At 70.8% G+C, this 12,763-nt stretch carries 11 protein-coding genes and 1 pseudogene; 7 read left to right on the top strand and 5 right to left on the bottom strand.

Annotated elements, in window-relative coordinates; translation table 11 throughout:
• Positions 1-2: 2 nt before the first annotated feature.
• Positions 3-527 (bottom strand): GtrA family protein, encoded by a 525-nt coding sequence (locus J1M64_RS13065; RefSeq protein WP_206474395.1) that lies wholly within the window; start codon positions 525-527, stop codon positions 3-5.
• Positions 528-592: 65 nt separating this feature from the next.
• On the opposite strand from J1M64_RS13065, the gene J1M64_RS13070 reads away from it, so the two are divergent.
• A complete protein-coding gene (locus J1M64_RS13070) occupies positions 593-1,321 on the top strand; it encodes a response regulator transcription factor (RefSeq protein ID WP_307872441.1) in 729 nt (242 codons plus the stop codon).
• Entirely contained in the window at positions 1,318-2,430 is a 1,113-nt protein-coding gene (locus J1M64_RS13075; protein WP_206474397.1) for a cell wall metabolism sensor histidine kinase WalK, read from the top strand. The genes J1M64_RS13070 and J1M64_RS13075 overlap by 4 nt, the downstream gene beginning before the upstream one ends.
• On the opposite strand, the gene J1M64_RS13080 is transcribed toward J1M64_RS13075, so the two are convergent.
• Positions 2,384-3,127, bottom strand: coding sequence for a DUF2202 domain-containing protein (locus J1M64_RS13080; protein ID WP_206474398.1), 744 nt, complete (start codon positions 3,125-3,127; stop codon positions 2,384-2,386). The two genes, J1M64_RS13075 and J1M64_RS13080, sit on opposite strands and share 47 nt — an antisense overlap.
• Positions 3,128-3,532: 405 nt before the next feature.
• On the opposite strand from J1M64_RS13080, the gene J1M64_RS13085 reads away from it, so the two are divergent.
• Entirely contained in the window at positions 3,533-3,715 is a 183-nt protein-coding gene (locus J1M64_RS13085; protein ID WP_206474399.1) for a hypothetical protein, read from the top strand.
• A gap of 105 nt (positions 3,716-3,820) precedes the next feature.
• On the opposite strand, the gene J1M64_RS13090 is transcribed toward J1M64_RS13085, so the two are convergent.
• The 3 genes and pseudogenes from J1M64_RS13090 to J1M64_RS13100 all read right to left on the bottom strand — a co-directional run bounded on the left by J1M64_RS13090 (position 3,821) and on the right by J1M64_RS13100 (position 7,432).
• Positions 3,821-5,338 carry a bifunctional 3-(3-hydroxy-phenyl)propionate/3-hydroxycinnamic acid hydroxylase gene (locus J1M64_RS13090; RefSeq protein WP_182631479.1) on the bottom strand — a complete coding sequence of 506 codons (1,518 nt, stop codon included), beginning with the start codon at positions 5,336-5,338 and terminating at the stop codon, positions 3,821-3,823.
• A gap of 16 nt (positions 5,339-5,354) precedes the next feature.
• Entirely contained in the window at positions 5,355-6,302 is a 948-nt protein-coding gene (locus J1M64_RS13095) for a fumarylacetoacetate hydrolase family protein (protein WP_182631478.1), read from the bottom strand.
• A pseudogene (locus J1M64_RS13100) lies at positions 6,299-7,432 on the bottom strand (VOC family protein). Before J1M64_RS13100 ends, J1M64_RS13095 begins: the two are co-directional and overlap by 4 nt.
• Before the next feature lie 140 nt (positions 7,433-7,572).
• On the opposite strand from J1M64_RS13100, the gene J1M64_RS13105 reads away from it, so the two are divergent.
• The 4 genes from J1M64_RS13105 (at position 7,573) to J1M64_RS13120 (ending at position 12,763) form a co-directional block, all read left to right on the top strand.
• A complete protein-coding gene (locus tag J1M64_RS13105; RefSeq protein WP_182631476.1) occupies positions 7,573-8,235 on the top strand; it encodes a TetR/AcrR family transcriptional regulator in 663 nt (220 codons plus the stop codon).
• 194 nt (positions 8,236-8,429) lie between these two features.
• The gene (locus tag J1M64_RS13110) at positions 8,430-9,728 is read left to right on the top strand and encodes a lipase family protein (protein WP_241261510.1); all 1,299 of its coding nucleotides are present in this window, start codon (positions 8,430-8,432) and stop codon (positions 9,726-9,728) included.
• 360 nt (positions 9,729-10,088) lie between these two features.
• Positions 10,089-11,537, top strand: a complete 1,449-nt coding sequence (locus tag J1M64_RS13115; RefSeq protein ID WP_206474401.1) for an FAD-binding oxidoreductase — start codon at positions 10,089-10,091, stop codon at positions 11,535-11,537.
• 464 nt (positions 11,538-12,001) lie between these two features.
• The gene (locus J1M64_RS13120; protein ID WP_206474402.1) at positions 12,002-12,763 is read left to right on the top strand and encodes a decaprenylphospho-beta-D-erythro-pentofuranosid-2-ulose 2-reductase; all 762 of its coding nucleotides are present in this window, start codon (positions 12,002-12,004) and stop codon (positions 12,761-12,763) included.

Here is a 12,763-nt window from a genome sequence, read left to right on the forward strand (position 1 = left end):
GCTCAGCGCACCCGGAAGATCACGGTCCGTTGGACGATGAAGTTGGTGACCGTGGCGACACCCTGGGCGATGACGTAGGCCACGGTCGTGGCCCAGAACGGGCTCCAGTCCATACCGAGGAACCACGGTGTCAGCACCATGAACAGGCCCCACTGCACGCCGAACATCAGCGCGTAGAGGCCCATCGTGGCGATGAACCGGGCGCGCGACGGCTCGGCCTGGAACGTCCACCGGCGGTTGAAGGAGTAGGCGGTGAGCGTGCCGGCGACGAAGGACAGCGCCTTGGCCGTGCCGTAGTCCAGGCCGAGGACCCGGAGAAGCTGGAGGAGCCCGTAGTCGACGATCGCCGACAGCACGCCGGTGAGGAAGAACCGGACGACCTGCGTCTTCAGGTCGGTCGGGCGGGTCGGGTCGGACTCGTGGCGGGCCTCGAGGGGGTCCACGGCGCCCCGCAGGGAGTCGAGGACGGAGTCCTCCGGCGGGTCCGCCGGGCTGCCGTGGATGGGTCCGCCGCTGGATGTCGTCACGCGACCAGGGTAGATCGCCGGCCGAGGGCACAGCGTCACGCACTGCCGAGGGGGACACTGGAGGCGTGAACTCCCCCGACCCCGCCGCCCGCCGCCGCGTCCTGGTGGTGGACGACGAACCCCACATCCGCCGTGTCCTGCGCGGGTACCTGGAGGCGGACGGTTTCGCCGTCGACGAGGCCGGTACCGCGGCCCAGGCCCAGGAGCTGGTGGGCGCCGCGGACCTCGTCCTGCTCGACATCGGACTGCCCGACGGGAACGGCCTCGACCTGCTGCGCGACCTGCGGGCGGTGTCCCCGGTGTACGTGATCCTCGTGACCGCCCGCGCCGAGGAGGTCGACCGGCTGATCGGCCTCGAGGCCGGGGCCGACGACTACGTGGTCAAACCCTTCAGCCCCCGCGAGGTCACCGCCCGCGTCCGCGCCGTCCTGCGCCGGGCACGCGAGGCGGGTCCGGTGGTGGTCGCCACGCCGCCGCTCACCGTCGGTGCGCTGACCGTGGACGTCGGGGCACGTGAGGTCGCCGTCGACGGATCGGCGGTCCCGCTCACCCCGATCGAGTTCGATCTGCTGGCCACCATGACGGCCGCCCCGGGGCAGGTGTTCAGCCGCCGACAGCTCCTCGACGCGGTGTGGCAGGACGGGTACTTCGGGGACGAGCGGGTGGTCGACGTCCACGTGCGCGGGTTACGGCGGGCCCTCGGGGACGATCCGGCGGCACCCCGCTTCGTCGCCACCGTCCGGGGCGCGGGCTACAAGGTCCTCCGGCCGGCGGGTCACGGGGGTGCGCGATGATCCGGACCCTGCGCGGGCGATTGTTCCTCTCCCACCTCTCGGTGGCCGTGGTCGGTGTGATCGTGGTGCTGGTGGTGGTCCGGCTGACGGCTCCGATGCTCTTCGACGACTCGCTCCGGCCCGGCGGTCCCGGTGGGGTCGGTGGGGTCGGAAACCGCGGCGCCGGCCCGGGTCTGCGCTCGATCGTCGCCGACGCGGTCACTACGGCCACGGTGTGGGGGGCGGTCGCCGGCGTCGCGGTCGCGCTCCTCGCCGCCGGGATCGTGGGGAGCCGCATGCTCCGGTCGCTGGCGGAGGTGGGGGCCGCCACCACCGCGATAGCCGCCGGGGACTACACCCGCCGCATCACCCGTCCCCCCGAGCGGGAGATCGCGGCCCTCGCCGACGACGTGACGACACTCGCCCGCGCGATCGACCAGACCGAGTCCCGCCGGATGCGACTCATCTCGGAGGTCGCACACGAGATGCGCACGCCGCTCACCGTGATCGACGGGTACGTGGAGGGCATCGCCGACGGCGTATTCGACGTGGAGGAGTTGCGCCACGTCCGTGCCGAGAGCGCCCGGCTCCGGCGCCTGTCCGAGGACCTGTCGACGCTGTCTAAGGGCACCGAGGGCCGCCTCGAACTCGCGCCGACGGAGACCGACCTGGTCGAACTGGTGCGTCGTACCGCCGAGCGGCTCCGACCCCGGTTCACCCCGACCGGGGTCGAGCTGCGGCCGGACCTGCCGGACGGGGAGGTGCGCCTGACGGTCGACCCGGACCGCGTGGCGCAGGTCGTCGAGAACCTGCTGGTCAACGCACTGGCGGCCACCGAACGCGGCCGGGTGACGGTCTCGGTGCGCGGCACCTCCGGCGGGGCGGAGATCACCGTCGCCGACACCGGGATCGGCCTGGACGACGACTCGGCCGAGCGCGTCTTCGAGCGGTTCCATCGCGGGCCCGGCGGGCACGCCGGCGGATCCGGCCTCGGTCTGACCATCGGACGCCAACTGGCCCGGGCCCACGGGGGCGACCTCACAGTCGCCTCCCGGGGCCCGGGCCGGGGGTCCACCTTCGTGTTCAGCCTCGCTCGAACGCCGCCAGGTGCTTCTCCGACCCGTCCCTGAGGTGCTCGTACACCGCGTCCAGATCGGGTTGCTCGGTGGCCGCCATCGCGGCCTCGAGATCGGCGATGTCGCGCCGCTCGAGCTCCGCGCCCACCGCCAGCGCCTCGGACTTCGAGGTCAGGCCCCGCTCCAGCCAGTCGTCGTACAGCTCCTGGAGCTCCGGGTAGGCGTACACGCCCGGGGTGGAGCCGACCGACGGGTCGGACAGGTCGTGGTTCGCGAGCAGGGTCGCCGTGGCCTCGCCGTGCCGGGTCTCCGCAGCCGAGATGTTGTCGAACCGGCGGTCCGGCCACGCCTCGCCCAACGCCACGTACAGGTCGTGGGCGAGCCGCTCCTCCTCGCGCATCATCGACAGGATCTCGGCCTCCTCGGCCGACAACGTGCCGGCGGGCGCGGGGATCTCGAGCCCGTGGCCCTGCTGGTCTCGCTGGCCGTGCTGGCCGTGCTGGCCGTGCTGGCCGTGCTGGCCGTGCTCCTGCCTACCCGGGCCCTCTCCCTGGCGGCCCTGCCCGGGCGCGCCGACTCCCTGGGGCCCTCCGGTCTGTTCCTGTGTCGCCACCGTCGCGACCCGGGTGCCCTCCGTGGGCCCGTCGGACCCGGCCAGCGCATATCCGCCGACCCCCGCCACCGCCAACGCACCGACGGCCGCGACCGCGCCCATCGAGCGACGGATCGTCCTGTTCGAGTTCGCCATCATGATCCTCACCTCGTCCTGCCCCGCGGGGGGCCTCGTCTGCCGGTTCGTCCGACACCTCGATTCCACCGCCTCCGCATGAGGCACCCGAGAGGTCTCCGTAAGGATCACGTGAAGATCGTCACCCCCCTTGCGATCAGGTCTGCGACGTGCAATTCTTTCTCCACTGCGGGCACACAAGCCCGCTTCTGGTCGAACCGGGAACGGCACATCCGCCGACTGCGTTCGATTCCGCGGGAGCGATCCGTTCCGGCCACCCCATCTCACCCGGCGCCAACACCACCAGGTCCGCGCCATTCCCGGGTAGCCGTCGTCGCCTCCCCCCAACGCATCCGAGCAGCGCCCGGCGTCTCGTCACCAGTGGACGTGGCGGCTGTGCAGCTCGCTTCCCGACCAGGAGGAATCCCCATGTCGCAGTACCGAAACCCCGCCATGAACAACGCGCCGACCGCGTTCTCGTACACGCCGACCGGCCGGGCCATCCCGCCGTCCTCGCCGCTGCGGACGCCGAACCGTCGCCCGGTCTCGCCGTCGTACACGCCCACCGGTCGGGTCGTCCTGTCGACGCCGTCCACCCGCGGCTCCGCCTGAGCGCGAGCCCACCGCACCGCTCTCGCGCGTGGCGCCCATCGTCCGGCCCACCGGCCGACACGGGGCGTCGCGCGCGAGGCGTATACCGGCAGGCCTTCGGCCAGGTCAGGTCGACGTGAGCACCGGGATCCGCGTGTACACGCCCGCCAGCGACCTCGCGGCGCACAGGACGGTCCCGTCCGGTCGTACGACGGCGGCCGAGGCACCGCCTCGCGTGAGCCACCGGTGTAGGTCCGAACCGGCCGCGGGGCGGATCACACGGGCTCCTCGACGCTCGATCTCGGCCCTCTGGCCCGCAGTGGGCTCGACCACTGTCACCACCACCACTGCGCCCTCCGCGACATCGTCGAGGCGTCGGAGGTCCTCACCGACGGTGACGTTCGGGCACAGGCTCCCGGCGAGCCCGCCGCGCACGGGGGCCCGGTGTACGAGACGGGAGGCCGCAAGCGGCGGGGTGACACCCTCGATGATCTTCGATCCGATCGACGGGATCCGCACCGCGAGGGGGACGACCCGCCGCCGCACCGCGCCCCCGAGGTGCCCGCCGCTCGTCATCGCCCACCCCATCGCCACGGCCAGTCGCACCATCGCGCGGGCATGTGGTCTGCGCTCCTGCTCGAAGGAATCGAGGTGCGACGCGGAAAGGCCGCCCCGCAGTACCCCGGCGAGCTTCCAGGCCAGGTTGTCCGCGTCCCGAAATCCCGCCCCCAGTCCCTGGCCGATGAACGGCGGGGTGAGGTGCGCGGCGTCACCGAGCAGGAAGATCCTCCGGTCCCTCCACCGCAGCGCCACCCGGGCGCAGAAGGTGTATTCGGCCACCCGCACCACGTCCAGCTCGCCGGGGTCCGCGCTCTGGATCCAGGGAGCGAGGAGCGGATACAGGGCGGGCAAGTCACCGTACCGGCGTGCGCTCTCCCCCGGCAGCAATCGGAACTCCCAGCGGTACCTGGTCGGACCGATCCTCATGAAGGTCGCGGCCCGCTGCGGGTCACACACCTGGTGCACGCCGTCCCAGTGCCCGAGATCCCTGTCGGTGGCGATGTCCACGACCAGCCAACGCTGCTCCGGGCCCAGCTCCTCCATCCCGGTTCCGATCGACGATCGGACGACGCTGTTCGCCCCGTCACATCCGAGGACGTACGCGGCGTGGGCGGTCTCCCGCGTACCGGTGACCGAGTCCACCATGGTCACCCGGGCACCCTCCCGGGTGTTGGCGACATCGATGACCTCGACCCCGCCGCGGAACGTGCAATGTTCGCGGCGCGCGAGACCGGCACGCAGGAGTTTCTCGAGTTCCGGCTGGTCGAACAGGTTGGCCTGCGGGAAGCCGTGGACCCCCGCACCGGGGCTACGCGTGAACTGCGCGAGGACGGAACGGCCGGCGTCGACCAGACGCAGCCCGTGCGCCGGACGGGAGATGCGGGCGAAGTCGTCGGCCAACCCGAGCCTCGAGAGGATTCGACACACCTCGTCGTCGAGATGCACTGCCCGGGGCTGCGGGTACACATCCGACCATCGGTCCACGACCAGACAATCCACGCCGCGGTCCGCCAGTAGGATCGCGGTGGCCATCCCCACCGGGCCGGCGCCCACCACCACCACGGAGTGGCGTGTCACCGTCATGGACCGACCCCGGCCCTCACCGGGCATACCTCACCCGAGTGCGCTGGATGCCCAGGTCCAGGGCGCCGTCGTCGGTGGCGATCGAGAGTTCCATGACGTCCCCGTCCTTCAGATAGGCGGGGTTCTTCGCCTGCCCCCTGAAGAAGCTCTTCCACTTGAGCGCCGGCGGCAGCAGCGCACCGATCTTCTCGATCAGCTTGGGTGGGGCCTTGAGGGCGGTCCCACCGGGAGTCCCGGTCAGGACCAGGTCCCCCGCGTCGAGCCGTTGGAAACCCGCCAACGTCCGCAGCGCCTCGACCGGCCCGTAGATCATGTCCCCGCCCACCTTCCGGTCCTGGCGGATCTCGCCGTTAACCCGCAGCGTCAAGCGGAGATCGTCGAAGCGGGCGAACTCTGCGGCGTCCAGGAGGACGAGGACGGGGCCGACGGGGGTGAACGTCGGGTACGACTTGGCCTCGTAGAACTGGGTCTTGGGCAGTTGCACGTCACGGGCGGAGACGTCGTTCGTGATGACGAGCCCGGCGACGACCTCCGGCAGCGTGGTTTCGTCGACCTCGGTGCCCACCCGCAGCGGCGATCCCACGACCAAGCCGATCTCGACCTCGTAGTCGAGGAGTGTGACGTGCCCCGGCCTGATCACGTCGTCGAACGGGCCGCTGATCGACCCGGAGGACTTGCGGAAGAAGGTCAGCGGAACGGTGTGGGGGTCCATCCCGGAGTCCTTGACATGGGTGGCGTAATTGGTCATCTGCGCGACCACCCGGCACGGCGCGGTCACAGGGGAGACGAGGTCGAGGTCATCGACCGGCACACGCTCGCCGGGCCCCGCGGCCTCGGCTGCGACGATCGCCGCCCGGTCGCCGAGGAGCTCCCCCGTGGTGGTGGCGGCGGTGTCGATCCTCGCGGCACCGTCGAGATTCTGGACCCACCAGGCGTCGGCGGTGCGAAGGACGGAGATACTCATGTGGAGGCAACTTTCAGTAGGCCGCGAAGGCGTTGGAGATCGAATTCGGTGTCGCCTCGCAGCGACGAGGCCATGGCGCGTAGCTCACGCAAGGACTCCTTCCCCGGTGCGATGCCGAGGAAGTCCGGGGTTGCCGGCGGACCCCACTGCGCCAGGCCCGAGGCGGTCATCGGAGCCCAGCCGGGCTCAAGGGTGGAGTCGAACAAGTCGCCGTCGGCGTAGTGCTCGACGAGGAAGCCGTCTGGATCGCGCCAGTAGTCGAAGATCTGACTGCCCTGGATGTGGCGGCCGATACCCCACGACCGTCGATAACCCCGGTCCAGCAGGAACTCGCCGCCCGCGGCGATCGCGTCGAGGTCGCAGACCTGGAACGCCGAGTGCACGTAGCGGTCCCGGGGCCCGAGCGTGAGGGCGAGGGTGTGGTGGTCGGAGGGGACCGGCCCCAGGTCGCAGCGCATAAAGCTCATGACGGGGCCCCGCTCGCGCTGCCCCTCGTAGTAGAGGAAGTCACTGACGATGAGGCCGAGGTGCTGCAGATACCAGTTGAGGCTGTCGAGATAGTGGGCGCTCTGGAGCACCACGTGTCCGACTCTCTCGATCCGCGCCGGTTCGCGCGGCGGGCGCTGGGTGGAGTTGATGCGGGCGATCCGCGGCCCGGCGTTGACCACCTGCGGTTGCTACGGGGTCAGCGCCGCAGCTTCGTGGGCGTCGGAGACCACCCGGACCAGGCTTCCCCCGGGATCGGTGAGGTCCACGGTAACCCCGCCGATGCTCTCGGGGAGCGCGGTGACCGTGCGGTCGGTGGCGTCGGCCAACCGGAGGACGTCCCGGCGCTCCGCGGCCGCGAAGGCGGCACCCACGAAGCGAGAGCGGGGACCTCGGCGGATGATGACGCAGGCCGCTCCGGGGTCCGTCCCGCGCAGATGAAGTTCGGTCGAGGTGACCCTCACCGTGGAGAACCCGAAGGCCCGCGCGAAGTTCTCGGCCCGATCCAGATCGGGTTTCTCGAACTCCAGCCAGGCCAGCGACTGCACCTTGATCACCGGATCCACGGCACGACCGGGGTGTTCACCACGCAGTGCGCCCTGCTCGGAGTGCAGGTGCGCGTGCGGGTCGGACTGTTGGCCCATCCTGGCCTCCTCGATCTGCGACTGACGATATCGTCACTCATGACGCAATCATCAGTCAATGGTTCTGACGATATCGTCAGAAATGCACCGGATTGCTAGGTTCGACACAGAGTTCGTCCACGAAGGAGGCAACGCGACCCATGGTCGACACCGGAACCCGCGAGGACCACCTCCGACGCCGCAAGGCGCGTACCCGCGCCGCGCTCGTGGATGCCGCTCAGTCTTTCCTCGCCCAGGGGCGCACGGCGGTGCCGGTTCTCGAGATCACCCAGGCCGCCGACGTGGGCATGGGCTCGTTCTACAACCACTTCGAGAGCAAGGAACACCTGTTCCGGGCCGCCGTGGACGAGGCTCTCGAGGCGCACGGGGAGATGCTCGACGAGCTCACTACCGGTTCGGACGACCCGGCAGAGGTGTTCGCCCGATCGTTTCGGATCACCGGCCGCCTCCACCGGATTCATCCGGAACTCTCGAGGGTCATCCTCTCCGAAGGCGCGTCACTCATCTCCTCCGAGTTCGGACTGGCGCCCCGCGCCCGCCGCGACCTCGGGGCCGCGGCCGCGGCGGGGCGCTTCACGTTCCATGATCAGGACCTCGCGCTGGCGCTGGTCGCCGGTGCGACCATCGGCCTCGCCCAGCTGCTGCACGACCAGCCCGGTCGGAACGATGCCGACGCGACCGATCGGATCACCGAAGACCTCCTCCGCACCTTCGGTCTGGCCTCCGGCGAGGCCCGCCGCCTCTGCGGACTTCCTCTCCCCGACATCGGCGGGGTGCCACTCACGCAGGCAGGCCCGGACTAACTGGGGCCGCCTGCCCGTTGGGGCGGACCACCCCGGCCGCGAGGAGGGTGCGTCGACCATCTGGTGGCCGTGTCCGAGGGGCGCGATAACGTACGCCCATGAGGTCGCGGCGTCCCCTCCGTCCCGGCCGCGCAGTCGTCGCGGCAATAATGTCTCTGGCCTGCGTTGTCGCCGGACAGTCTCCGGCGGCGGCCATGTCCGACCCGGCGGCGGGATCCTCGGCCGTCGGGTTACCGGATCCGATGGCCGCGTTCCGACCTGCCCCGCCGCACGAGCGAACGCCGGAGCGGTATCTGCCCAGCCCGTCGCCGGACCCGTGGTACTCCTCCCCGCCCGTCGTCGATCCCGCCACCGCCCCCGGCACGATCCTCGACTCGCGTCCGGTGACCATCCCCCCGCACAACATGCGCAACTTCGGCCGGGGCTGGCAGGTGCTGGTCCAGAGCACCGACTCCCACGACCGACCGCAGCAGATCGTCTCCACTGTCATCGAGCCGGCCACTCCGTGGACCGGGCCCGGCACGCGGCCGCTCGTGTCGTTCAACGTCACGATCGACTCCCTCGGCCTGACGTGCATGCCGTCGCACGTACTGCCGCACGAGTTCAACCTCGAGCTGCCGCCGTTCCTCCAGATCCTGGCCGACCGCGGATACGGCCTGGTCGTCACGGACTTCCAGGGCCCGAAGGCCGCGTACGCCGCGGGCCGGGCCAACGGCCGGGCCGTCCTCGATGGGATCCGCGCGGCCCGGGCCTTCGTCCCGCCGGGCTACCCCGGCCCGCTGTTCGCCGACTCGCGGGTCGTGCAGGTCGGATACTCCGGTGGCGGAATCGCGACCGGGTGGGCCGCCCAACTGCAACCCGTCTACGCCCCCGAACTGACCGGCGTCCTGGTAGGGTCGTCGGTGGGCGGCGTCCCCGCCGACTATTCGGAACTGTTCGACACCCTGGACGGGACCCTCGGATCGGGCCTGTTCCTCGCCGCGATCCTCGGCCTCGCCCGCGAGTACCCGGAGCTGTACCCGCTGCTCAACGACACCGGCGACGTCCTGGCACACCTCTCGCGGGATTCCTGCGCCGCCGCCAATACCGCAGCCGGCATCTTCCACACTCCACTGCCCATGCTCACCGACGTCGACCCGCGGACCGATCCGACCGTGCTCCGGGTGCTCGGACGCAACCGCCTCGGCACCGCCGACCCCGAGTACGGCGCGGACCCCCGCGAGGTGCCGACCGGGCCCGTGCAGGTCTGGCACGGCGATGCGGTCGTCCCGATCGGTCCCGGCCCGGGCTCGGAGCAGGGGCCCGGTGACCTGTTCATCCCGGAGTGGACCGCCCGACGGTTGGCCGACGAGTGGTGTGCGGCCGGCGCGGACGTCGAGTACACGCCCGTGGCCGGCGAACACATCACGGCCGCCTATACCGCGGTGGGCCCGGTTCTGGACTGGGTGGACGACCGCGCCCGCGGGGTCCCCTTCACCGCCGGCTGCGCCTGACACGACCAGCGCCGCCGCTACTCGGCCTCACCCGGCCCTCGACCCGCGCCGGCCGGTCGCGTTTCTCGTGCTGGCCCTGGCCGGTTCCAATATCGAGCACCGCGCCAGCGCATCGCCCTCCGGTGGCGCTGCTTTCTGACCTGCGCTGCCTCTAAGTACAGAAATACCCCAGTTGCGCTGCTGGAATGGTCCACAGCGGCAGCGCAGGTCAAAGAGGCAGCGTGAGTGCAGCCAACTGCGCTGGCCGAATGCTCATCCACGCAGTCGGCGAGCGCCGGAGGGCGCCGGCAGCGCGTCGCGGCGTCACGTCGGGCCCGTCGCGGGGTAGGCCGGCCGCCGGTGAGCGGTACCCTCGACCGTGTGAGCACCGCGCAGAACAACACCCCGGCCCCGTCCTCGCTCGACACCGAACTCAAGCGTCTCACCGGCTGGGGCCGTACCGCCCCGGCGATGAGCCACGTGCTCACGCCACGCTCGGTGGACGAGATCTCCGCGGCGGTGGCGACCGTCAACGACTCCAACGCCTCCTCTCCCGCGCACCTGCAGCGCGGCGTGGTGGCGCGTGGACTCGGTCGCTCGTACGGCGACAGTGCCCAGAACTCCGGTGGCCTCGTGCTGGACATGAGTCGCTTCAACCGAATCCACGAGCTCAACGCCGAGAAGGCGCTGGCCGTGGTGGACGCGGGAGTGAACCTCGACCAGCTCATGCGCGCGGCCCTGCCGTTCGGCCTGTGGGTTCCGGTGCTCCCGGGCACCCGACAGGTCACGGTCGGCGGCGCGATCGGTCATGACATCCACGGTAAGAACCACCATTCGGCCGGGTCCTTCGGCAACCACGTCACCCGCATGGAACTGCTCGTCGCCGACGGCCGGGTGCTGACCCTGGAGCCGAGCGGTACCGCCGACGACCCGGAGGGCACCCTGTTCTGGGCCACGGTCGGCGGCAACGGCCTGACCGGCGTGATCCTCAAGGCGTGGATCGCCATGACCCGCACCGAGACCGCCTTCTTCCTGGCCGATTCCGATCAGACCGGGTCGCTCGACGAGACGATCGCCCTGCACACCGACGGTTCCGAGTCGAAGTACACCTACTCCTCGGCCTGGTTCGACGCCATCAGCGCGCCGCCGAAGCTCGGCCGGGCCGCCGTGTCCCGCGGGTCGCTGGCCACCCTCGCCGAGCTCGAGGAATACGCGCCCAAGCTGGCGAAGAACCCCCTGGCGATGGACGCCAAGCCGCTCATCACCTTCCCGGACGTCTTCCCCAACGGGCTCGCGAACAAGTACACCTTCGGCCCCATCGGCGAGGTGTACTACCGGCTCGGGGTCACGTCCCGGAACCAGATCAAGACACTGCCGGCGTTCTACCACATGCTCGACCTGTTCTCCGAGTGGAACCGGGCCTACGGGTCCAAGGGATTCCTGCAGTACCAGTTCATCGTCCCGCCCGGCGAGGTCGAGGGTTTCAAGGAGATCATCGGCGACATCCAGCGCTCGGGGCACTACTCGTTCCTCAACGTCTTCAAGCTCTTCGGGCCGGGAAACGAGGCACCGCTGTCCTTCCCCATGGAGGGATGGAACGTCTGCGTGGACTTCCCGATCAACAGCCGTCTCAACACGTTCGTCAACGAACTCGACGCCAAGGTCATGTCGATGGGCGGCCGCCTGTACACGGCCAAGGACTCCCGCGTCCCGGCCGAGCGCTTCCACGCGATGTACCCCCGGATCGATTCGTGGATCGCCACCCGCCGGGGGATCGACCCGAACGGCGTGTTCGTCTCCGACATGGGGCGTCGCCTCGAGCTGATCTGACGGTCGACCGGGGCGGGGCCTCCCAGCCGCCGCCGCCCGGCTCCACGGCCGCGACGCGCCTCTGCCGGGGGACCTCCGGCGGGGGCTACACACGACCCCGGCCCGGCGTCACACTGGAGGATGTCCTCGGACCACGAGCGTCTACCGAGGCGTCCGAAATGGAGCCCGCCATGATCCTCCGCGCCGCTGTCGCCGCATTCGCCCTGATCGTGACCACCCCGCCCTCGGCGGTGTGGGAACGGTCCCCGGGCAGACCGGCCCCGTCACCCACCTCGGTACGCCCACGGCCACGCGCACCGCGCCGAGCCGGGCCCGGACGACCTCGATTCATCTGATCCGGGCGGCCGGGGGCCGGCCGGACCGGGCCACCGCGCAGCGGCGCACACCGCCTCGCGCCCGTCCCGATCCACCCGCCACCCGTGAGGGGCGCAGCAGCGTCGGACCCCCTCGGTAGACTCCTGCCCATGATCAATGCCGTCGGCGTCCCCCAGACCCTGCTCCTCCTCGGTGGTACCTCCGAGATCGGCCTGGCCATCTGCGCCGAGTACCTCCAGCAGGGCCCGATGCGCGTGACCCTCGCCTGCCTGCCCGGAGACCCGGGGGTCGACGACGCGCGCGCGGAGATGACCGCCGCCGGTGCGAGCGCGGTGGAGGTGGTCGACTTCGACGCCGCCGCGACCGAGTCCCACCCGGCCGCGTTCGAGCAGATCTTCGCCGGCGGGGACGTGGACGTGGCGATCGTCGCGTTCGGCCTGCTGGGTGAGAACGAGGAACTCTGGTCCGACCAGCGCAAGGCCGTCCAGATCGCCCAGATCAACTACACCGGCGCGGTCTCGGTGGGCGTGTTGCTCGCCGAACGGATGAAGTCGCAGGGTTACGGCCGGATCATCGCCATGAGTTCGGCCGCGGGTCTCCGTGCCCGCCGCTCCAACTTCGTCTACGGCTCCACCAAGGCGGGGCTGGACTCCTTCTACACCGGCCTCGGGTACGCGCTGGCCGAGCACGGGGTGGACGTCCTGGTCATCCGGCCCGGCCAGGTCCGCACGCGCATGTCGGCGCACGTCAAGGAGGCGCCGCTGACCATCAACAAGGACGAGGTCGCCCGCATCGCGGTGAAGAACGCCGGAGCCGGTAAGGGCGCGGTCTTCGCACCGGCCGCGTTCGGCGGGGTCATGGCCGTGCTCACGCACGTCCCCCGCCCCATCTTCCGCAAGCTCCCCTTCTAG

The organism is Dietzia sp. KRD202 (genome assembly GCF_017168155.1).
Lineage (GTDB): Bacteria > Actinomycetota > Actinomycetes > Mycobacteriales > Mycobacteriaceae > Dietzia > Dietzia kunjamensis.

Excerpts from the sequence above, each read along its gene's own strand:
- J1M64_RS13085 (WP_206474399.1), top strand. The coding sequence starts at position 3,533 with ATGTCGCAGTACCGAAACCCCGCCATGAACAACGCGCCGACCGCGTTC.
- J1M64_RS13110 (WP_241261510.1), top strand. The coding sequence starts at position 8,430 with ATGTCCGACCCGGCGGCGGGATCCTCGGCCGTCGGGTTACCGGATCCG.
- J1M64_RS13075 (WP_206474397.1), top strand. The coding sequence starts at position 1,318 with ATGATCCGGACCCTGCGCGGGCGATTGTTCCTCTCCCACCTCTCGGTG.
- J1M64_RS13120 (WP_206474402.1), top strand. The coding sequence starts at position 12,002 with ATGATCAATGCCGTCGGCGTCCCCCAGACCCTGCTCCTCCTCGGTGGT.
- J1M64_RS13080 (WP_206474398.1), bottom strand. The coding sequence starts at position 3,127 with ATGATGGCGAACTCGAACAGGACGATCCGTCGCTCGATGGGCGCGGTC.
- J1M64_RS13090 (WP_182631479.1), bottom strand. The coding sequence starts at position 5,338 with ATGACGGTGACACGCCACTCCGTGGTGGTGGTGGGCGCCGGCCCGGTG.
- J1M64_RS13105 (WP_182631476.1), top strand. The coding sequence starts at position 7,573 with ATGGTCGACACCGGAACCCGCGAGGACCACCTCCGACGCCGCAAGGCG.
- J1M64_RS13095 (WP_182631478.1), bottom strand. The coding sequence starts at position 6,302 with ATGAGTATCTCCGTCCTTCGCACCGCCGACGCCTGGTGGGTCCAGAAT.